The organism is Exiguobacterium sp. s7 (assembly GCF_018618195.1).
Taxonomy (GTDB): Bacteria; Bacillota; Bacilli; order Exiguobacteriales; family Exiguobacteriaceae; genus Exiguobacterium; species Exiguobacterium mexicanum_A.
Map to the genome: position 1 here is coordinate 15447 of NZ_JACSLO010000003.1, position 21442 is coordinate 36888.

The following is a 21442-nucleotide window of genomic DNA, read 5'->3' on the forward strand; positions in this document are numbered from 1 at the left end:
CAACGTCGTCTAAAACAACTAAACTAGAGGAAACGGAGATTGCCTGGAGGTTCAGTATGCAGCAGATGAAGATTGACCCGCATTATTTGTTTGATGTTTTCGTTCATTTATACCGGATGGTGTTTTTGATGGAAGTGACGCCTGACGGTTACCGTTATGTGCGCGTCAGTGAGCAAGGGAAACTGGCGTCCTCACTTCCGGAAGACGTAGGGGGACGTTATCTGCATGACATGTACGCGGCCGAGGTCGCTAACGAGCTGATTGTGCATTACGACGCAGTCGTCGCCTCGCATGAACCCGTCTATTTCATGTCGAAGATGAACATCGACGCCAACACGGCCCGATTCGCCTCATCCGTCCTCATGCCACTCGAGAATGAGGCGGGAGAGGTGCGTTACGTCCTCGGCTTGACGACGGACTTATCGGAAGAGGCGGAAATGAAATTGTTGAGTAGCATCGAGAATATCGACTACTTGACCGGGATGCCGAACTTGATGAAAGTGAAGCTCGAACTCGAGAAGTTGTTCCTGAAACAAGAAACGGAAGCGACGAGCGTCATGCGCCTGCACATCAATCGATTCAAAATCATTCTGTCCCTCCAAGGCGTGGAGCGGTCACATCGCCTGATTAAAGAGATGACTCGGCACTTGTCGAACCTATTGCCGAAAGGCTCAATCATCGGGCGCGTCGACGGGGAGGATTTTATCGCCGTCTTACCATACACGTCGGTCGAAACGGCGACGATGCATGGGGAGCGTCTGCTCGCGGCGATTGCCGACTACACGTACCAAGTTGCCGAGACGGAATTCGCCTTGTCCGGATGCCTCGGAATCAGTGCGGGAACCGAGGATGCAGACCGGGTCATCATGAACGCGTCAACAGCACTCCTTGAGGCCAGACAGGCTGGGAAACAAATCATCAAAGTGTACGAGAAAGATGACTACGTGCAGCACTACATCGATGAGATGACGATTGAGATGGAACTCGTCAAAGGGTTGAAGGCGGATGAATTGAGCGTCGTCTACCAGCCGAAAGTCGGGTGTCAGGACGGAACGGTTCATTTCGAGGCGCTCGTGCGTTGGCAAAGCGCGGCACTCGGGAACGTCTCGCCGGAAACGTTTATTAAGATTGCCGAAAAATCACTTTTGATCGAGGATATTACCGAGTTCGTCTTTGATCGGGTCTGCCGTGACATGATTGATCAGCGGGACTTGTTTGAAGGCCGACGTGTCGCGATCAATGTCTCGCCGGTATTGTTCCGCCAAGATTATATTCAGCAGTTGTTACCGATTCTCTCGGCGTATGGCTTGCTGCCGGAACAGTTCGAGTTTGAAATCACAGAGCATACACTCATGCAAGAACCGCTCCTCGGCATTCAAACAGTCGATTATTTGAAAGCGAAGGGGTTCCGGATTTTGATTGACGATTTTGGGGTCAGCTATTCGTCGCTCAACTATTTAAAAATGTTTGATATCGATGGCATCAAGATTGACCGTTCGTTCATCAATCAATTGGACAAAGACAACGGGCTGAAAGAGTACGAAATCGTCAAACTGATCGTCTCGCTCGCCAAGAAATTGAATTTAGAGGTCACGGCTGAAGGTGTTGAGACTGAAGTACAGTATCGTGCGATTGATCAGCTCGGATGTGACGAGGTTCAAGGATACTTTTTCAGTCGGCCCCTTCCACCATCCGGCCTCAAGCAGGCGCTTGAAGCGCTCGTCTCACAACATACGGCGTTGCGTCAGGGCGAGTCAGATAAAGCCATGGCGGTGACGTCACTCGATGAGACGGAGGCCGAACGAATGAAGACAATCCTTCGGCTTGAAATTTTGAACACCCCGCGAGAAGAGCGGTATGATCGGATCTCACGGCTTGTCGCCCGGACGTTGGACATGCCGGTCGCACTGATCTCGATTTTGACGACGGATCAACAATGGATCAAATCGTGCCAAGGGGTCGCGCTTGAAAATTCGAGCGTGGAGCGGAAGTGGACGTTGTGCGACCGTGTCGTGACAGGAAAATCGGCGCTCGTCATCGAGGATGTACGGACGGCCGAGGCGATGTCGGACAATCCGTTACTCGAAGGGATTGGTTTTTATGCCGGCGTGCCGCTCTTGACACGAAGCGGCCACGTCATCGGTACGCTATGCGTGACCGACGAACGGTCACGTCGCTTCGATACCGAGGCGCTGCAAACGCTCGAAGATTTCGCCCGATGGGTCATGGCGGAAATCGAATTGACCGAGCAAGCGCGACGGCAACAGACGCTCGAGTCGCTCTATGAAGTGACGGCCATTCACGAACCGTTCAGTGATAAATTGAAACGGATTCAGACGGTGCTCCGTGACTGGATTGGATATTCCCACGCACTCGTTTTCTCGACGGAGTCCACCTATCGCGTCTTATCAGAGGATGGGGAAAGCAAACTCGATTGGACGGGAGACGAGTTGCAGCAACTACACGCGTTGACGACGATCGGTCATCAAAAGCTGGGTCGAAACGAATTCGTCATCGATGGAATCGAGTTTGCCTCGATGATCAGCCTGCCACTAGCGAATGAAGGGAAGACGTTCGGATGGGTCGTCTTTTTGGCTGAACAAGGCAGCTTGGACGATGTCGTCGACACGGTGACGATCAACGAGATGACCGATACGATCCTGCTCGTGACCCGCTGGATGGAGAACGAGATTCGACGTGAACGCAAGCATCAAGAAGTGATTGAGCTCATCACCCAAGATGGGCTGACGAAGCTGGCGAACCGGCATTCGCTCATGACCGATTTGAGACAGAAAATGAATCGGAAGCAAACGGTCGCTCTGCTGTTTATCGATTTAGATGACTTTAAACAAGTAAACGATTCCTACGGTCATTTGATCGGGGACGAGGTGCTCATCGAGACGGCGAAACGAATCCGTACGTTCAGCCAAACGGTTTCAGGGAAAGCGTACCGATTTGCGGGCGACGAGTTTTTAATCGTCATCGAAGCGGAGCCGGAAGCGCTCGATCCAACCGTGTTTGGCGAGTTGAATCATGTCATTTCCTAGGAAATGACGGTCGGGAACGGCTTGAGACTTAGATTATCAGCCAGTGTCGGTGTCGCCTACTCTAGGATGGACCAAGCATCCCTTGATGCGATCATCCATCACTCGGACGCGGCCATGTACGTCGCGAAAAACTGTGGCGGGGACGGATACTACGTGTACGACTCATATCAAGAAAACTGAAAAGGAGACAGACGATGGGGAAGTTGTGGCTGATTGAAGGGTTGCCTGGGAGCGGAAAGACGACATTCGCCGAAACGTTTGTGGCGAGAGGGAGTTCCTACAAATTCTATTCGGAAATCGATGCGTCCCACCCGGTCGATTTGCATGACGTCCATTGGGTCAAAGGGGACATACGGTTCGAGGGAGAGGTCATCGATCAAGATGGAGACGGTCGATTCGTCCGCTATCGGGCTGGAGAGGCCATCTACGGCACGGACGTCTATGAGTTACCGTTCGAGAAACATGTCGACCTCATGATCGGCCGCTGGCATCGGTTCGTGGAACGTGCACAAAGGGATGAGGTAGACTATGTGTTCGAGTGTGCCATTCTTCAAAATCCGTTCACGATCGGCATGGTGTCACAACACGTTCCGAACGAACAAATTGAGCGTTATATTGAGACCGTGGCGGCCCTGATCACTACGCTTGATCCGACGGTTGTGTACTTGGAGACGAACGATGTCCCGGCTGTGTTTCGTAATGTGTATGCGGAACGTCCGCCCGAATGGCAACAAGGTTTCGTCGACTACTATACGACTCGTGCGTATGGCCGGGCGAACGGATTGGATGGAATCGAAGGAATGATTCGACTTCTGGAAGAACGGCAACAACGTGAATTGAAGGTGTTGAGTCATTTGTCGCTACGAACGATTCGGATCGTCAATGACGAACGGAGAGCGCTCGAAGCGTTCGACAAATTATGGAATAAGGAAGGAGCCGGTCATGCAGACGCTTAAACAATATTCCGACCGCTTTTGGTACATGACCCCTGTCGCCGAGACCGATCGTCCGATTTTAGGAGCGGTTGTCGGTGACACGCATACACTCATGATTGATGCAGGGAACTCCGAGGCGCATACGAACTTATTTTTAGACGCCTTGACCGTACAAGGAATCAAGCGCCCAACGCTCGTGGCGTTGACGCATTGGCACTGGGACCATGTTTTTGGATTGTCGGCATTGACCGATACTGTCTCGATTGCAAGCACGGCGACAAAAGCCGGAATCGAGCGACTGCTTCCCTACACGTGGGACGATGAGGCGTTGGCCGAACGGGTCGAGGACGGACGTGAAATCGCGTTTTGCGCGGAGGCAATCCAACTCGAATACGGTGAAGACAGGTCGATGCGTGTCGTCTTACCAACCGTGACGTTCGATGATACAATCACGCTCGACCTTGGCGGGGTCCACGTCCTCTTAAAGCATGTCGGTGGAGATCATGCTGCCGATGCGGTCGTGGCCTATGTGCCGGAGGAAAAAGTACTGTTTTTAGGGGATGCCCTCTATGCGAACTTGTACGCGCCGTCTTGGCGGATGACGCCGGCCCAGACGCTTCGCCTTTTAGAGGTGCTCGACCAGTTCGAGGCCGAGGCGTACGTCTGGTCGCACGGTCAAGTCGTGACCCGTCTCGAGTACGAGAAAGACCGAGACATATTACGGAGTTTGGCCCAAATCACTATCGATTTCCCAGGAAATAAGGAAAAGATAACCGCACAGTACGAACGTTTGACGGGGCGCTCGGTCGACGAGGAAGAACAAGAGCTGATTTCGTTCTTCGTGAACGGCTCGAGTGGGGAAGCGTGATGGAAATCAAACGGATTCACGACGAAGACGAAACGTTTCAACAGTTTTTGACGAGTCGGTTGCGAACGTTCAATGACGCTCACTCGATGCACCATCGCGAGATCCGCAATGCTGACGTCCCGGTCGTTCAGCTGAAAGTGGAACACGACGGGGACGTGATCGCAGGGTTGTTTGGGAGCGTCTATTGGGGCTGGTTCGACTTGGACCGGTTATGGGTCGCGTCAGAATATGCGGGAACAGGCCTGGGAAGCCGTCTGCTCGAGGAAGGGGAGCGGTTGGCCCGCGAACTCGGGGCGACGCGCGTCAAGTTGACGACGTTCTCGTTTCAAGCGAAGACGTTTTATGAGCGCTTCGGTTATGAGGTGGCGGGCGTCCTATACGACTATCCGCCTGGCTCTGATTACTATATGATGACGAAACGATTGATTGATGCATAAAAAAAGCGGCTCACGCGAGCCGCTTTTTTTAGTACACTTTATCCCCGTTGAAGATTGAGTTTTTCACCATGACGTAATCGACGGTGCGCAATGCATCGAGATTGTCCCCACCCGAGTAAGAGATGGCCGATTGGAGGTCTTGCTCCATCTCGGTCAACGTGTCTTGGAGCGCCCCTTTATGCTCGACGAACACTTTCTTGCCTTCGACGTTTTTCCGTTCCCCTTTTTGGAATTCAGAAGCCGACCCGAAGTATTCTTTGAGCAACTTCCCGTCCTGTTCGAACGTCTCGCCCGGTGACTCGTCGTGGCCGGCGAACAACGAACCGATCATGACCATCGACGCCCCAAAGCGAATCGATTTGGCGATGTCCCCATGTGTCCGGATGCCCCCATCCGCGATAATCGGTTTCGTCGCCGCCTTGGCACACCAACGGAGCGCGGCGAGTTGCCAACCGCCCGTGCCGAAGCCTGTCTTGATTTTCGTGATACAGACTTTGCCCGGTCCGATACCGACCTTCGTCGCATCCGCCCCGGCATGCTCGAGTTCCCGGACTGCTTCCGGGGTCCCGACGTTGCCGGCGATGACGAACGAGCCTGGAAGGTGGTGTTTGATGTGTTGAATCATGCGGATGACCGCGTTCGAATGACCGTGCGCGATATCGATCGTGATGAACTCCGGCGTATGCCCGGATTCGGCCAGCATCTCGACGAAGCGATATTCATCTTCCTTCACACCGACACTGATCGATGCATATAACCCGCGTCCATGCATGTCTTCGATGAACTTGAGCCGCGTCTCTGGATGGAAGCGATGCATGATGTAGAAGTAACCGTTCTCGGCCAGCGATAAGGCGACTTTCTCATCGATGATTGTCTGCATGTTGGCAGGCACGACCGGAAGTCGGAACGTAAAGCCCCCAAGCGTCACGCTCGCATCACATTCAGACCTGCTGTCGACGATACATTTTGCAGGAATCAATTGAATATCTTCATAATCAAATACTTTATCCATGTTGTCACACCCCTATTTACGAACAATTAGATTCGTTGAATGATAAATACTTCGTCCATTCGGTAATGTAACGTAAATTAGAGCATATGTCAAAGGGATATAGCGATAAATGATAAAAATTCTTGATGATCGTTGATTAATCCTCTTTAATGTTCGTGTTTAGGTGCTGTCTTCTGTGTTTCACGTGAAAAAAGACCGCTCAGGAGCGGTCTTCAAAAACGACGTATTGGTTTCGCCCACGGGCCTTGGCTTCATATAGTGCCAAATCCGCGTGTTTGAGCAATTGTTTCGTCGGCATTCCTGGTCGATACGGGGCGACCCCGACGCTCGAGGTCGTGACGAACGTATGTCCTTCGATTAACCACGGAAGTTGGAGCGCGGTGACAAGCTTTTCGGCCACCCGTCTCGGCGCATCGGATTCCGTGTAACGGATGAGCACCGAAAATTCGTCGCCGCCAAAGCGAGCGATCACGTCTTGGTTTCGCAGGACATCGGTCAGGCGAGCAGAGAATTGGCGTAGCAGTTCGTCGCCGATGTCATGTCCGAGTGTGTCGTTAATCTGTTTGAAACAGTCGATATCGAGCGAGAGGACGGCGAGAGACTCGTCCTCTTCATCCAATCGCACCAATGTCTCTTCCAAGTAGGCGAGGAAGTAGCGCCGATTCGGCAAGTCGGTCAACGTGTCATGGTAAGCCAGGTGCTTGAGCTGTTTCTCTAACACTTTGCGTTTCATGATCTCCCGCGTGACCGTCAAATAATGGAGCAGCTGGCCGACGTCGTCGTAAATCGCTTGAATCTTCGTCTCGAGCCAAATCCAACGTCCATCCTGGTGCAGGTGACGAAATTCGAGGGTGAGCGGTTCGCTCGACGCTGTCATCGTGTCGAGTTGTCGTCTCGCGGACTCGACGTCATTCGGATGGATGAAGTCGAGCGTATTTTTACCCTCGTAAAGCTCGGGCGCATATCCAAGCACGGTCTTGTGGGACGGCGAAGCGTAGCGCACTTGACCGTCACGCTCGAGGATACAGACGAGGTCGCTCATGTTCTCCGTAATGAGGCGATATTGCGTCTCACTTTGGTGCAGGGCGCGCTCCATCTCACGCTTTTCGGTGACGTCGCGCAACAAAGTCATGACGGCAGTCGTGCCTTCGTAATCGATGAGCAGGCTGCCGATGTCCATATGTAGTCTTCGTCCTGTCGGCGTGAGGAGCACGATTTCCGTGTCTTGAACGGGATCACCTTGCCGTAAGGCTTGGAGGCGCGCCTTTGTCGTCTCATGAAATTCCGAGGCGACAAATTTAAAGATTGATTCGCACTCGATATTCGTCTCTCCGATCGTTTCTAGCGCTAGGGCGTTGGCGTATAAAATGACGCCGTCTTTATGAACGATAATCCCTTCCGGAATCGTCTCGATCAGTTGGCGATAGCGACGCTCGCTCTCTTGGGTCGCACGCTCGGCATTTTTCTCCGGAGTATGGTCAATAATGATGGCGAACAAACCCGTGATTCGGCCTCCGACTTCAATCGGAATATTCAAGATGGCCAAGTCGAGGAGATCCCCGGTCTTTTGAAGCGCCGTGATCCCGTATTTGTGCGGGGTGCCGGACAAGGCAAAGCGGAGACCGTCGTCGACGAGCATTCGTTCTGACTCTGGCAACCATGCTAAAAATGACTCGCCTAACAAATCATCTTCTCCGTAACCCGTGATTTGCGTGGCAGCGGGGTTGATCGATTGGACGCGAAACGCGTCATCGAGGACGAAGATGCCATGCGGCGAGTAGCGCCGGAGCGACTCGTGCTGGTCTTTCAGAATCGACAGTTCGAGTTCACGACGCTTCCGCTCCGTCACTTCCCGGACGACCGAGATGACGTGTGTGCAGACGCCTGCCTCGTCGAAGACCGGGGTCACCTCGGATTCGTAGTAATGAACCGGTAGTTGAATCTCATGTGAGACGGGTTGGACCGAGTAAGAAGGTTCGGCCAGGCGGTAGTCTTCGAAGACGATACTCTTTCGTTCCCGAACAGCCTCCTCGTAATGTCGTGTGACGAGAGCGGCTGTCTCGGGCGGGACCATGTCCTCGACACGTTTCCCGATATCGGCATCTGTCCAGCCGATCGCCTGCTTCCCCGGCTCGTTTACAAATATATAGCGATAAGTTGAACCGTCCACTTCCATGAAGAAGACAAAATCAGAGATTTTGTCGAACGTTCGGAGGAGGACGGAGGAATAGTGTTGGATTGTCTGGTCGGCGTGCATCATGTCCCTCATTTCAATCAAAAACTTTTCGGCGCGTCATTCTCATATTACCGTAAGTGACGATGAAATGTGTGAACATTCTAAAAAAGACAGGACTGTAAAAAGTCCTGTCAGGCAGCTTGTTTCATTTCGGATCGCTCGTGGCGACCGTTCATCAAGTAATAGAGGAACAACGTAAAGAAGACGACGCCGGCAAGCAACAGATAGAGCGTTGAAAAACCGGTCAACGGAATGAGCAAGCCAATAAAATAAGGCCCGAATCCTAGACCCGCGTCCAAGGCGATGAAGAAGGTCGACGTGGCCATGCCCATCCGGTGAGGGGACGCCGCTTTGACGGCGATCGCTTGTGTGCCGGATTGGATATTCCCGAATCCTAATCCGATTAGCGCCCCGGCGAGTAACAGCATGACTGCGTTGTTTGCTTGGCTCAAGACAAGCATGCCGATCGCAAAGAAGGCGATGGCCGGGTACATGACGATGTTGGCCCCTCGCGCGTCCATCAGGCGCCCGGTGATCGGCCGCGAGATCAGGACCGCAATAGAATAGACAAGGAAGAAAATACTCGCCGCTTCCACGAGATCGAGTTCACTCGCATAGAAATTGATATAAGACAACACGCTCGAGTAACTGAGGGCCGCGACGCCAATGATGAGTGCAATTGGCAACGCCTTTGGTTCGACGAAGGCACTCAGTGACAAGCCCCGAACAACTTCCGGATTGTCAGCCTCAGGGACGTTCACGAACAAGGCACTTCCTAGACTGATGAGTCCAACGACGAGACAAGTTAGGAAGATGACCGAGAAGCTCGTGTACTGACTCATCATCAAGCCGACGAACGGGCCGATGGCGGTGGCGAGCGTCGAGCTCATGCTGTAATAGCCGATGCCTTCGCCTTTTCGAGAGCCGGGGATGACCTGGGCGACGATTGTTCCGGTCGCCGTACTCGACAGTCCCATTCCGAGACCGTGAACGAAGCGGGTGAACAGTAAAAAGCCAACGCCGAGGTCGATAAAATAGAGCAAAATTGTCGCCGTGAAGAAGGTGAGACCGATGAGAAGCGTCTTACGCCGTCCAATCGAATCGATCAAGCGTCCGATGAAGAGTCTCCCGACGAGCGTCCCGATAATAAAAATGCCGGTGACAAGCCCGGCCTCGCTCGTCGAAGCCCCATATGTGGAAACGGCATGAACGCCGATGGTTACCATTAGTAAGAAGAAGATAAGCGTCAAGAAGAAGTTGACGAGGGAGATGATGAGAAAATCTTTCGTCCATAGTTTTTGTGCGGTCAGTTGCATCGTCGGCCCGCCTCCTTATCCATTTGATTCTAAATAGTTAACAAACATAACTAAAGGAGTATAACAAAAGGATGGAGGTTTGTCCGAACAGACGCTTGTCACTAGAAAAACCGATGCGCGTTCACGCATCGGTCGGTCGTCAGGCTAGATGACGGCGATACCAGAGGACAAGCGGGACGAGCACGAGGGAGATGACGCCGCCGAGCAGTGACAAGGTCAGATAACTCGACTGGGCGGCGATGACGCCCGAGAGCATCCCTCCTGATGCGCCGGCTAAGGCAATCCAAACATCAACTGAGCCTTGTGTCTTCGCGCGCGTCTCCGTCGACGTCGCATCGACGAGGATGGCGGTCCCGCTGATGAGACCAAAGTTCCACCCGACACCGAGCAGGACGAGCCCGACAATCAACAAGAAGAGAGAGTCGGCTGGGGCAAAAGCGGCGACGACCCCGGCGAAGAACAAGGTCACTCCCGAGGCGATCGCCATGATTTCACGGCCGATCCGGTCGACGAGAACGCCTGTCACGAGGGACGGCAAGTACATCGCCCCGATATGGAACCCGATGACGAGCCCGACCGCACCGAGCTCGTGCCCGTGGTGGCGCATATGAACGGGCGTCATCGTCATGATGGCGACCATCACGATTTGGCTGAGGATCATGACGAACGCACCGACATAGACACCACGGCGGTCATACGTCGATTCAAGCGGATGGACCGATGTGTCGATGGTTTCTTGCCGTTTCGCCTCGATGGCACGGGCGACGAGAAGCGGGTCAGGGTTCAAGAATACGAGCAAAATGAGGCCGGCGAAGAGATAGGCTACCCCCGCAAGCAAAAATGGTCCTGATAGTGTCGGCAACCCGAGCCCGTCGGCGACACGTCCCATCGGCTCGACCAAGTTCGGTCCGGCGACAGCCCCGAACGTCGTCGAGACCATCGCGATACTGACCGCGGTCGCTCGCTCCGTCGCATTCGCCAAATCCGTCCCGGCGTAACGGGCTTGGAGGTTTGTCGCTGTCCCCGCCCCGTAGATAAGGAGTGAGATGAACAAGAGCGGTACGCTCTCGAGCGTCGCGGCAATGATGACCCCGACCGCTCCGAGCGCACCGGTCAAGAACCCGGTCGCCAGTCCGAAGCGGCGTCCGACCCGCTGTGACATCAACCCGATCAAAAAGGCGGCGGCGGCGGAACCGAGCGTGAACAGTGCCGTCGGAACGCCCGCGTACGCGTCGGTCCCGAGTAAATCACGGGCCAGCAAAGCGCCGACCGTGATCCCGGCGGCGAGGCCGGCCCCTCCAAATATTTGTGAGAGCACGACAGTGACTAACGTTCGTTTGTATAACTGTCGTTGCAGTTCAAGGTTTTCCACATATGTAGCAAACTCTTTTCGCATCCAGTCTTTCCTCTTTTACGCTATATACCCCGCCTAGTATATCGTTAGAGAGGAGGGGAAGGGAAGCACGTAAAAAGGATTCGACCCGTCGATTTGGGTCGAATCCTTGAACTGTTCACATTAGGCGCGGTCCCAGAACCGTCCTTGCGCGATGCCGTCGATAAACGTATCGAAACCATCGAGACTATGTTGTTTGAACGTGTAGACACCTGGTTGATCTGTCTTCACCCGGCAGCGGTCGAGCACTTCATCGTGGTGCAAATGTAGCGCGAGTGGCTTGAAGTGCTTATACGTGTTCTCGATGAATTCGAGCACGTCGTCCTCGACCGAGGTCGCGGTGCTGACGAGGAAAGCGGCATCGAACAGGCTCGAATCGACCGTATCATACGTCTCTTTCACTTTAAGGTCGCCGAGCGTATACGACTTCTTCCCGACGAGGCTGTAATTGACCTTGTTGTCAGCGAACACCTGGACCCACGCCTTCACTTGCGCGGCATCGACGTCTCCGGCGAGCAGGACGGCGACGCTCTTCGTGTCCGGTTTCGCGATTGTATTGGCCATGCTGAGCGCCGGTGAGGTCTTGTCCGAGACGACTTCATTGTTCTCGTCCGGAAGCTCGACGCCTAAGTTGTCAGCGACGACAGAGGCGAGGTGACGGTCGATGCGATTCAACAAATCGACGGCGTTCTCTTTGACCATGTCCGACTCACATTTGCCGAGCTCGAAGCTGTAAGCGTCTTGAATGTGCTGCTTTTCGACGTCGGTCATGCTGTTATAGAAGAGCTTCGCTTGCGAATAGAAGTCGAGGAAGCTGTCGCTTCGACCACGAATCTTGTGCCCGTCGATTTTCTCTTGATAGTGCTCGAACCCACCTTGCTCGGCTGGAACAGGCTCGGGTTGATTGTTGTTGAGCGCATTTTTGTGGTAGCTTGTCTGTCCTTTATGAACGGCCATCTGATGCATCCCGTCGCGCTGGTTGTTATGGAACGGGCAGACCGGTTTGTTGATCGGGAGTTGATGGAAGTTCGGTCCTCCAAGACGTGATAACTGGGTATCGGTGTACGAGAACAGGCGTCCTTGCAGGAGCGGATCGTTTGAGAAGTCGATCCCAGGCACGAGATGGCCAGGGTGGAACGCGACTTGCTCGGTCTCGGCGAAGAAGTTATCGACGTTGCGGTTGAGCATCATCTTGCCGACAAGTTTGACGGGCACGTCTTCTTCCGGCCAAAGTTTCGTCGGATCAAGAATATCGAAGTCGAACTTGAACTCATCTTCTTCCGCGATGATTTGAAGCCCGAGTTCCCATTCCGGGTAATCGCCTTTATCGATTGCTTCATACAAGTCGACACGGTGGAAGTCGGCGTTCTTCCCGAGCGCTTTCTGTGCTTCGTCCCACACTTGCGAATGGACGCCAAGTTTTGGTTTCCAATGGAATTTGACGAAATGTGCCTTGCCTTCCTTGTTGACGAGTCGGAACGTGTGCACGCCGAACCCTTCCATCATGCGTAGGCTGCGCGGGATGCCGCGGTCGCTCATCGCCCACATCACGTGGTGAGCCGCCTCATGGTTTTGACCGACGAAGTCCCAGAACGTGTCGTGGGCACTTCCGCCTTGCGGCACTTCCGTGTGCGGTTCCGGTTTCACGGCATGGACGAGGTCCGGGAATTTGATGGCGTCTTGGATGAAGAAGACGGGCATGTTGTTCCCGACAAGGTCATAGTTCCCTTCATCCGTGTAGAACTTCGTCGCGAAGCCTCGGACGTCGCGGACGGTGTCCCCAGAACCGCGCGAGCCTTGCACCGTCGAGAAGCGGACGAACACAGGCGTCACTTTCGACGGGTCGTTCAAGAAGTCGGCTTTCGTATAGTCAGCGAGCGACTCGTACACTTGGAACTCCCCGTGGGCCCCGACGCCGCGCGCATGCACGATGCGTTCAGGAATCCGTTCGTGGTCGAAGTGCGTCATCTTCTCACGGAAATGGAAGTCCTCGATGAGCGTCGGTCCGCGTCGCCCGGCTTTGAGCGAAAACTCATCCTCCGCCATCTTTAGACCTTGGTTCGTCGTGAGCCCGGCTTGCTGCTCGTTATCGATCATATGTTGTTTTAATTGCTCTTCTTTCTTGTTCCCCATGTTATTGCCTCCCCTTTAAGTATGCACACGCGCTGTAAGCCACGTTTTGGCCTACTTAACGAGTTTTCCCTAACCGACCGAGAAAAAACCCCCATTTTTAAAATGGAGGTTAGCGTAACATGGATAGGGTTTTCGTCTTGCCGTCCGACAGTTTGTAGCGCACGACGTAGTGGCGCGCCGTCGTCTGGACCGTGGCGGATGTGATTTTCGTCGTCTTTTCACCGATATGAATCAGCGTCAAATACTCGACTTGCTTGCCGCGCTTTGTCGTCACGACTTGATTGCGGCGTTGCCAGTCATAATCTCGGTATGACACGTAACTCGCACCGACGGCGACTTTCGGGGTCGTGCCGACCTCGAGTTGCAACAAGTGGATGGAGCGGTTCTGGTTGTCTTTAAACATGGCATGACGGCTTCCGCTCGAGACCCGGTTCAAACCGGTCCCAAGATGGAACCGCTGGACGAACGAGGTCGTGGTCGGACTCGTGATGTCATCGTACACGAGCACCGTCCCGTCGCGGTCGTAGGCGAGGCGACGGGTGTGCGTCATCCCCTGGCCGAGCAGTCCGCTCGTCCCGGCTGCCGTCCACTGTGTCGATGAAGCGCCGACCGAAGTGATTTGACTGCGTCGCAAGTTGCTCGGCGTCAATTTGAAGTTCTGTCCGGCAACATGAACGGTATTATGGGCCGCTGCCTGCATGACGACCTTTCGTTCGGGTCGATTCGTATAGGCGTAACGACCGCTCTCGACGATAAAGTCGCGTCCGTAACCATAAAGGTCGATCGATAAATCGTCGGCATGTTTATGGATGTTGCTGTGGTAGCCGGCCGTCATCATCACTTGGACCGCGTCGTGGAACGGACCAGAAGCCCCGCCCCAATGCTGACGGAAGAAGGCGTACTGGTTCGACAACTTGCCGACCCGTGTCGACGGTTGCGCCCCAGATTTCCCTTGTGTCATCGCATAATACAAGTGTGGATAACGCTCGACATAGGGAATCGCGTCCGGACGGTGAACGATGGACGGGGTGTCGCCGAACATCGGGAGTGTCCCGTTCGGCTTCAACATATACGTCAACGCACCAGGCATGTCTTTGACGTCTCCCATCCGGCTCGACAAGGCGAACCGGTTAGCGGCGGCCCAGTCGTTGAAACGGGCGAGCGTGTCATATAAATAAATCTGATAGAACGGTGAGTGCTCAAGGTGGACCCCGTCCGTGCTCAAGCTATGGTTCAACTGCTGTGTGAGCCGGTTCGTCGCCAGCGAACGCCATGACGACGAACGATAGAAACTTCGGTGCGTCTCCGCGACAGCGGTCAACGCCATGTCTTGGAACATGCCATGGTTATTGTTCGGCTTATAAAAGCTCGGTGTCGCGAGGAGCGTCGCGTGCTCATAGAGCGTCTTGGCGAACAGTTGCGAGAACGCTGGGTCGGTGTTGATGGCGGACGAGCGGAACTCGTTCCAGAAGTTGAGCAGATGGAACGTCCGGATCGCCGTGCCGTGGTCGTGATACGGCCACGGATAGCGTTTGTAGTTCCCAGCCGGATATTGCTTGGTCCAACTCGTCACGATCCGCTTTCCGTAACGGAGATACTCAGTGTTTCCGGTCGCGGCATACGCTTGCGTCAACTGGTTCAACGTCGTGAAGTAATGGATTTGGAACTTGAACGACTTCGAGTCGACCTCCGGGACGCTGACGTCGAAGCGGTATGTATCGATGTTCGGGACGCGCAGCTGATAGGGCGGGGAGGGGATATACCAGTTCCCTTTCATCGCTGCGTCAGCCCGGATGACGGCGGTCTTGGCTGTCAACTCATCATAGTAGTACGGCGTCTGGCCGCGGGTAAGCGAGCGCATATATTCGTGGGTCAGACGTGCATACGTCGAACCAGAAAACGTCGTCAAGGACAGGTTTGTCGCCACTAGTTTGACGGCCTTCTTTTTCACGTAATAGATGGTTCTTCCGTCCTGGACTTTATAGTAATAACCGGACGTGCTGAGCGCCTTGAACCGCTTTGCTGTTCGCAACGTCGCTTTCGGCTTGAGCGTCTTGCCGACAAATTGATAAAGCGTTGTGCCGGAAGGGGCGCTCACCTCATAAGGGGATGTCGTCGCGGCCACGGCGGACTGTGGCGTCATAGTAGAACCCATCACGAACAACAGCACCCACAAAATCATCAATCGTTTCATAACGTCTTCCTTTCTTTGGCCGTTCAACCAGTTACGTGTATACAATTAGTATACAATTATATATTTAGCCAAAGAAAGGAAAATTCGATGTATTTTTCTGGAGGATTCAGGTTATAAAGCGGCCCAAACATTCTGCTTTAATACAATTTGTTGGACAGTTTCCGGATTCAAGTCGTATTTCGTGGAAATGGTGCGGGTCACCTTCGCTTTCAAGTCAGGATCGTCCGACTGTTCCGCTTCATAGACACGATTCCATGCTTGCCAGACACGTGCTTCCTTGTCCGAAAGTTGCGTGCCCCATTCTTTTTCTTTCAACTGCCACCCGAACGTCATGTCTTCATAAGAACCGGCTTTTACCGTATCAGCAAGGCTCCAATCTCCACCAGGCGCAAATACGGCCTCGCCGAGCGGGGATTCTGTACCGATATAGGCTTCGTGGTCATAAAAACGGATGAGGGCGGCTTGGAACGTGTCTTGTACGGCCACCTCGTCGATCACATCCTGGCTGATCGATTGGAGTGTCTCGACGTCGGGTTGGCCGTGGACGATAACGTCATATGCATAGCGGACGGCCTCGTCTTCCTTCACGGCCTGCCTCGCCTCGATCGTATAGCGTCCTTCCTCATGTGTCGCCTCTGTTCGGGTGATCGCGCCATCGCGTTCCTCCTCGATAGACTCATGCGGCCAGACGTAGGCGGTCAAGATTATGGCGGGGATAAAGAGAAGACTGCGCCTTAGACGATACACCCATTTCGGTTTACGTTTCGTTGTCATTTAAATCACTCCAATTCTTATGTATAAAAAAATCCCCTGATGTCAGGGGATTAACGTGTGCGGTCGAGCCGTACGATTCGAGAATCGGGACTGTCGATCCCACGAACGAGCTCACTCAAAATTTTAGAACCTAACATGCTGTACACCGTTCCATTGCCCCCGTATCCGAGTAAATAAAAGAGATTGGGGCGGTCCGGGTGTTCCCCGATAAAGGGCAGTTGGTCGATTGACTCACCGAACAAGGCTACCCAGGCGTATTCAACTGTCAAATCATACATCGGGAACAAAGCCTCGACTTCTTGGCGCAACCGCTCGGCCCGTTTTTGAATGAGCGCCTCGCTATGCGGCGTCTCTGGTTTCTCTTCATCGAGCCCGCCGGCGATAATGCGGCCGTCGACGGTCGTCCGTAAATAAAGGTACGGCCGTTTCGTTTCCCAAATGAGCGCCTGGCCATCCCATTCTTTAAAATCAGGGACGGGATTCGTCGCAATCGCATAAGAACGGTTGAGTTCGATCCGGTGTGTGTCGAGGAGCGGGGCCGGGCGATAGCCGGTCGCGAAGATGACGTGGCCCGCCTTGAACGTTCCTGCTGGAGTCAGCACGAGCCAGTCGTCTCCGTCGGCGACGACTTCCGTAACGTCCGTCTCTTCAAAGATGGGGACGTCCTGTGTCGACAAGTAACGGACGACTTGGCGGCTGAGTGTGAGCGGATTGACCTCGGCGTCCCCGTTCGTGATCAAGGCGGCCGGTTTGTCGAACGGATAGCGTGCGCGTAACGCCTCCCGGTCGAGCCATTCGGCTTGAAGCCCATGTTTCGTCAGCATCTCATACTCCCGTTTCAATTTGGAGACATCTGCCTCACTGCTGGCAAAGCAAAGGCTGTCGCGCCGGATGTAGACGTCTTTGGCATCGACCGTCTCGGCGACCTCGTCGAGCGCATCGACCGCCTCGGCACACAATTTATAGAAGCGGACGGCATCCTCTTCGCCGATTTGCTCGGCGAGTTCATGCAACATGATGTCGTTCGAGTATTGAATGAGCCCGGTATTCGCGGCCGTGCTCCCGGCACCGACTTTCCCTTGGTCGATAACGGCGAAATCGACACCATCCTTGTGAAGCGTATAGGCCGTCAGCGTTCCGGACATGCCGGCGCCGATGACGAGTACGTCGTAGCGTTCTTTTTTGATTGGTTTCTGTAAGACGATCTGTTCCGATTCCGTGATCGGCCAATATAAGTTCCCGTTGTGCATCTCCATGACGTCATCCTCCGATAATCAGCATCTCCTTCTTAATCCCCGAATTTCACGATTGAAAACGCCAAAAACCGCAGACGACGTGTCTGCGGTTTTTTAAATCGGATGTGTGTTCGTTACTTCTTGATGACGACCGTGTTAGCGGATGCGCCTTTCGTGTAGCTGATTCGTTTCACATTCTCTGCGCCACGGATTTCAGCCAAGTTCGTTCCATCTACCACGACTTCTTTGACAGTTGCGCCGTCGAAGTCGATGATGGCACCGACTTCTTTCGGTTTCACTTGAACGACGATGTTTTTAAGCGGGTCACCTGTCAATTCCGTGTAAGCGCCACGTACGAAGATACCGTTCTTGAAGTTCGTGCCCTTGCCGATCGTCACGCCGATGAAGTCGTCTTGAAGGACGAGGCGAGCAGCACGGTTATTTTCGATCGTGTAACGTGTCAATTCCACTTCCGGCTCCGGAGTGAGGTCGATTTGAGCGAGCACCGGATCGTGGTCACTTGCGCGACCAGACATTTCCGTGAAGTCCGCGTTGACGTGGATCATATCGATCTCGGTCGTCGCCGCTAAGTGGTTCGACACGAGGATGTGGTCGAGCACTTGCGAGTTCCCTTGGTAGACGTACGAGTAGCGGTCGACGGCAGGTACTTTTTCGACCATGTTCGTCATCAAGTCGCCTTTGAAGATTTGCATCGCGTCTGAGAACTCGAAGTCGTTAAAGTCACCGAGGGCGACGACGTTTGCGTCCGGGTTGTCCGTCTTCACATCGGCCACGAAATCATGGACGATTTGTGCGATTTGTTTCCGTTGGACTTCGCTGCCAAGAACGACCGGCTGTTTCGAGCCGAAGAAGCCAGTGTCGCCACCTTTCGAGTTCCAGTGGTTGGCGATGACGACGACGTTCTCGCCTTGGAAGTCGAATTGCGCCGCGAGCGGTTTACGTGAGCTGTTGAACGCCGGGTTGAGCGGGTCGATGCGGCCCGGGTTGTGCGTCAACTTGCCGTTCTCATAACCGACAGCTGTCGTCGCGTCACCGGCAGGGATGCCTTCTGTGAGCGAGACACGTTCTGGGTCATACAAGAAGCCGACACGGATGTTGGCGTTCGGTGCACCGCCATCTTTGTTGTTTTCTGGGTCGATGTTGACGTACTTGTACGATTTGCCGCCGATCGAGACGATATTGTCAATCAAGCGTTGATAGCTTTGGTCGGCCGCAGAATCGCCTGTGCCCTCACCGTTGTTGTCTTGAACCTCGGTCACGCCGATGATGTCCGGGCTGTTCAATTCCTCGACGAACGCTTTCGCGAGTTTAAGTGCCTTCTCATCCGATGTTTCCTTCACGTTGTTCGAGAAGTTCTCGAGGTTGTAAGAGGCGATCGTCAATTTGTCCTCTTCGGCTTCGATGAACGTCGTCTCGCGCTTGGCATCGCCTTTGACGAAGGCGGCTTTCATTTCGTCGAGTGAGGCTTGAATCTTGTAGTTTCCGAACGAGTATCCGACGATTCCGACGATCGGGCCGTTGAATCGGTCACCGGTCGCGACATCGAATTCACGCGCTTCCGCGTTTGGTTCGAGACGGAATTGGATCCGTTCCGGGTTGGCGTCATCTTTTTTAAGAAGCACACCACCGTTGAACGTCTCCGTCGGTGTTCCTTCGAGCACGGTCACGAGGTCGCCGTATTGTTGTGGGGAGACAGATTTAAGGTTGCCCGTCTCGACGCGCATCCCTTCAAGGCTCTCCCAGAAGTCGATGGCGTCTTTGTCCGGGTTGAAGACGGCGAGGGCGTCGCTGTCGATGAACTCGGTCGGCAAGTTCGACTCGTCGATTTTCACTGGCGTCGGGAGGGCGACACCGCTCTTGATGACGTCAACACCACCGTTACGTGTATCGATTTGCGTCATCTTCATGTCTGTCTGTTGACGGTCGCTATATCCTTCGATGGCGTACTCGCTGACGAGACCTTTCACGCTGACGAGGTCTCCGACTTGGATGCCGGCGATCGAACGGCCACCATACAAGATGATTCCTTCTGACGTGCGTGCGTCTTGGTCCGCTTCCATGTCAGGTGTTTGAATGTAGTAATACGTCGTTCCGTTCGAGACGAACGAGTACGTGACGATTCCTTCGACACCTTCGACCGTCTGTCCGTTCATCGGCGACGTGTGGCTCGCGCCTTGAATGTCGTGGATGCGGATCTTGTCCGTGATTTTATAGTCGAACGTCGTCACGGCGCTGAACGAATCACCTGATTTGACGGCCACTTTGAGCGTCTTCGTTTCTTCAATGCGGACTGGTGATGTATAAAGCGTACCGTTCACTTTCGGGTCCGACCCGTCGAGCGTGTAATAGATGTCAGCGCCCGCTGTCGTCGTCGAGAGTGTCACGTTTTGTGGACCGACGAACGTGCCCGCACCTGGCTTCGCAGTTGCCGGACGGAGTACCGACGCGTCGATGACCGTGTCAGATGCGTCACGCGGGATGATTTGATACGTGTTATCGAACTGTTGCACGATTCCTGTGATTGACGAGTAGTTGACGTCCGTCTGTAAATCGAGAATGCCGCGCTCATCGCGCACGACGAATTCTTTCGTTCCGTCCGTGGCCGTCAAGTTTTGACCACTGCCCGAGAGCGTGACGTTATTGACGGTGACGAGTTCAGACTCGACGTCCTCATTGATCTGTTCGCCAGTGAGAACTTGCGCAGCCGGGACGCTCGCCGCTTGTTTTGAAACGACGACGGCGCTGTTCAATTGAAGCAGTTCACGATACGAACCGATCGCACCCGTGACGACGACTTCATCCCCGACGTTGACGGCGAGTGACGTCGGACGGACCGAGAGGCCGCCTGTCGCATCTTGAATCGAAATCGTGTTGGCCAGTTTCGCCGTGACGACGCCTTTAATCGTGACCGTTTCACCTTCGGCTTTCGTACGGGCGTCACTGATCGAGATCGGAGTGACCGCCGCCGGTGGTTCTACTGTACCGCCATCGCCGTAGTCGACGCCTTGGAACGTGTGGGCTCCGAGGTTCGTGAACGTATCGATTGGTTGTGTGTTCCATTCAGTGGCCGGGTCGAACGCATCGGCGCCGTTCGCATCCCCTGTCGTGACCGTATCTTTTCGAACTAACGACTGGTCAGCCGTGGCGACGCTAGTTCCCCATTTCGTACCCGGATCGAATCCGACTTGACCGAAGACGTCGAGCACCGTGTCGCCTTTTTTCAAGACGAGCGTGTCATCGCCGTTAAAGTTCGTCACACCGCTTGTCGTGTTCGACTTCGCTTTCAAGGCATCGCTCGCGTTGGCGTTGACGATGACATACGTGCCACCTGGCTCGAGCGTACCTGTCAAGTTGAGGGTCGTGCCTGGAGCCGTCCCGCCGTTTGAATACAGTTCAAGTTTATAGGCCGAGAGGTCGATGGCCGCATTCGTTCCATTGAACAGTTCGATCGCTTTATTGTTGCTAGAGCCTTCAACATATTCCGAAATGAATAAATCTGTAGCGTTCAACGTCTCTGCGTGTACGTTTGCCGCAATCGGCGTCATGCTGCTGACGATGAGTCCAGCCGATAAAGCGAGGCCGGTCATTTGTTTGAATGAACGTGCTTGTGGTTTCCCCATGTGTTAGTCTCCCTTTGATTATGTAGATGGCCGATACGATGTCCCAGTTCGTGTGGTCACTTGCTTGAGCGGATGCCCCCTTTAGGCCAAAACAAAATGATAGCGCTTACATTACTCGACTTGATGTAAGGAAGATGCGTTCGTATTCCCTCCATCGATTGACGGATTCCACTATCATTTACCAACTTTTCAACTACATGTTAAACATAACCAAGCAGACG

The 21442-nt window shown here is 54.0% G+C and carries 14 protein-coding genes; 5 read left to right on the forward strand and 9 right to left on the reverse strand.

Annotated features, from left to right (window positions below):
* Positions 1 to 56: 56 nt before the first annotated feature.
* The 5 genes from KNP79_RS05145 to KNP79_RS05160 are packed head-to-tail and all read left to right on the forward strand — an operon-like array spanning position 57 to position 5287.
* Complete coding sequence (locus KNP79_RS05145) at positions 57 to 3047, forward strand: EAL domain-containing protein (protein WP_251132883.1); 2991 nt, start codon at positions 57 to 59, stop codon at positions 3045 to 3047.
* Positions 3048 to 3068: 21 nt separating this feature from the next.
* Entirely contained in the window at positions 3069 to 3227 is a 159-nt protein-coding gene (locus KNP79_RS15715) for a hypothetical protein (protein WP_251132884.1), read from the forward strand.
* Between the two features lie 14 nt (positions 3228 to 3241).
* Entirely contained in the window at positions 3242 to 4003 is a 762-nt protein-coding gene (locus KNP79_RS05150; protein WP_215191459.1) for a P-loop NTPase family protein, read from the forward strand.
* A complete protein-coding gene (locus KNP79_RS05155; protein WP_214708295.1) occupies positions 3990 to 4850 on the forward strand; it encodes an MBL fold metallo-hydrolase in 861 nt (286 codons plus the stop codon). The genes KNP79_RS05150 and KNP79_RS05155 overlap by 14 nt, the downstream gene beginning before the upstream one ends.
* Positions 4850 to 5287 carry a GNAT family N-acetyltransferase gene (locus KNP79_RS05160; RefSeq protein ID WP_152567778.1) on the forward strand — a complete coding sequence of 146 codons (438 nt, stop codon included), beginning with the start codon at positions 4850 to 4852 and terminating at the stop codon, positions 5285 to 5287. Before KNP79_RS05155 ends, KNP79_RS05160 begins: the two co-directional genes overlap by 1 nt.
* A gap of 28 nt (positions 5288 to 5315) precedes the next feature.
* Here KNP79_RS05160 and guaC read toward each other — a convergent pair whose 3' ends face one another.
* From guaC to KNP79_RS05205, 9 genes are all read right to left on the reverse strand, one after another.
* Positions 5316 to 6299 carry a GMP reductase gene (guaC, locus tag KNP79_RS05165; RefSeq protein WP_214708298.1) on the reverse strand — a complete coding sequence of 328 codons (984 nt, stop codon included), beginning with the start codon at positions 6297 to 6299 and terminating at the stop codon, positions 5316 to 5318.
* 199 nt (positions 6300 to 6498) lie between these two features.
* Positions 6499 to 8559, reverse strand: coding sequence for a PAS domain S-box protein (locus tag KNP79_RS05170; protein WP_251132885.1), 2061 nt, complete (start codon positions 8557 to 8559; stop codon positions 6499 to 6501).
* A 107-nt stretch (positions 8560 to 8666) separates the two neighbouring features.
* Complete coding sequence (locus tag KNP79_RS05175) at positions 8667 to 9851, reverse strand: MFS transporter (protein ID WP_214754407.1); 1185 nt, start codon at positions 9849 to 9851, stop codon at positions 8667 to 8669.
* Positions 9852 to 9990: 139 nt separating this feature from the next.
* Entirely contained in the window at positions 9991 to 11247 is a 1257-nt protein-coding gene (locus KNP79_RS05180; RefSeq protein ID WP_215191461.1) for an MFS transporter, read from the reverse strand.
* Positions 11248 to 11367: 120 nt separating this feature from the next.
* A complete protein-coding gene (locus tag KNP79_RS05185) occupies positions 11368 to 13377 on the reverse strand; it encodes a catalase (protein ID WP_214754403.1) in 2010 nt (669 codons plus the stop codon).
* Positions 13378 to 13486: 109 nt separating this feature from the next.
* Entirely contained in the window at positions 13487 to 15571 is a 2085-nt protein-coding gene (locus KNP79_RS05190) for an alginate lyase family protein (protein WP_215191463.1), read from the reverse strand.
* A 111-nt stretch (positions 15572 to 15682) separates the two neighbouring features.
* Positions 15683 to 16345 carry a hypothetical protein gene (locus tag KNP79_RS05195; RefSeq protein ID WP_215191465.1) on the reverse strand — a complete coding sequence of 221 codons (663 nt, stop codon included), beginning with the start codon at positions 16343 to 16345 and terminating at the stop codon, positions 15683 to 15685.
* 50 nt (positions 16346 to 16395) lie between these two features.
* Positions 16396 to 17601: an NAD(P)/FAD-dependent oxidoreductase gene (locus KNP79_RS05200; protein ID WP_034780469.1), complete on the reverse strand. Its 1206-nt coding sequence runs from the start codon at positions 17599 to 17601 to the stop codon at positions 16396 to 16398.
* A gap of 113 nt (positions 17602 to 17714) precedes the next feature.
* Positions 17715 to 21221 carry a chitobiase/beta-hexosaminidase C-terminal domain-containing protein gene (locus KNP79_RS05205; protein ID WP_215191467.1) on the reverse strand — a complete coding sequence of 1169 codons (3507 nt, stop codon included), beginning with the start codon at positions 21219 to 21221 and terminating at the stop codon, positions 17715 to 17717.
* Between the last annotated feature and the right edge of the window lie 221 nt (positions 21222 to 21442).

What these genes read in the sequence shown, in the direction of transcription:
- KNP79_RS05185 (WP_214754403.1), bottom strand. Translation starts at nt 13,377, where the DNA reads ATGGGGAACAAGAAAGAAGAGCAATTAAAACAACATATGATCGATAAC.
- KNP79_RS05145 (WP_251132883.1), top strand. Translation starts at nt 57, where the DNA reads ATGCAGCAGATGAAGATTGACCCGCATTATTTGTTTGATGTTTTCGTT.
- KNP79_RS05170 (WP_251132885.1), bottom strand. Translation starts at nt 8,559, where the DNA reads ATGATGCACGCCGACCAGACAATCCAACACTATTCCTCCGTCCTCCTC.
- KNP79_RS05160 (WP_152567778.1), top strand. Translation starts at nt 4,850, where the DNA reads ATGGAAATCAAACGGATTCACGACGAAGACGAAACGTTTCAACAGTTT.
- KNP79_RS05200 (WP_034780469.1), bottom strand. Translation starts at nt 17,601, where the DNA reads ATGGAGATGCACAACGGGAACTTATATTGGCCGATCACGGAATCGGAA.
- KNP79_RS05175 (WP_214754407.1), bottom strand. Translation starts at nt 9,851, where the DNA reads ATGCAACTGACCGCACAAAAACTATGGACGAAAGATTTTCTCATCATC.
- KNP79_RS05190 (WP_215191463.1), bottom strand. Translation starts at nt 15,571, where the DNA reads ATGAAACGATTGATGATTTTGTGGGTGCTGTTGTTCGTGATGGGTTCT.
- KNP79_RS05195 (WP_215191465.1), bottom strand. Translation starts at nt 16,345, where the DNA reads ATGACAACGAAACGTAAACCGAAATGGGTGTATCGTCTAAGGCGCAGT.
- KNP79_RS05205 (WP_215191467.1), bottom strand. Translation starts at nt 21,221, where the DNA reads ATGGGGAAACCACAAGCACGTTCATTCAAACAAATGACCGGCCTCGCT.
- KNP79_RS05150 (WP_215191459.1), top strand. Translation starts at nt 3,242, where the DNA reads ATGGGGAAGTTGTGGCTGATTGAAGGGTTGCCTGGGAGCGGAAAGACG.
- KNP79_RS05155 (WP_214708295.1), top strand. Translation starts at nt 3,990, where the DNA reads ATGCAGACGCTTAAACAATATTCCGACCGCTTTTGGTACATGACCCCT.
- KNP79_RS05180 (WP_215191461.1), bottom strand. Translation starts at nt 11,247, where the DNA reads ATGCGAAAAGAGTTTGCTACATATGTGGAAAACCTTGAACTGCAACGA.
- guaC (WP_214708298.1), bottom strand. Translation starts at nt 6,299, where the DNA reads ATGGATAAAGTATTTGATTATGAAGATATTCAATTGATTCCTGCAAAA.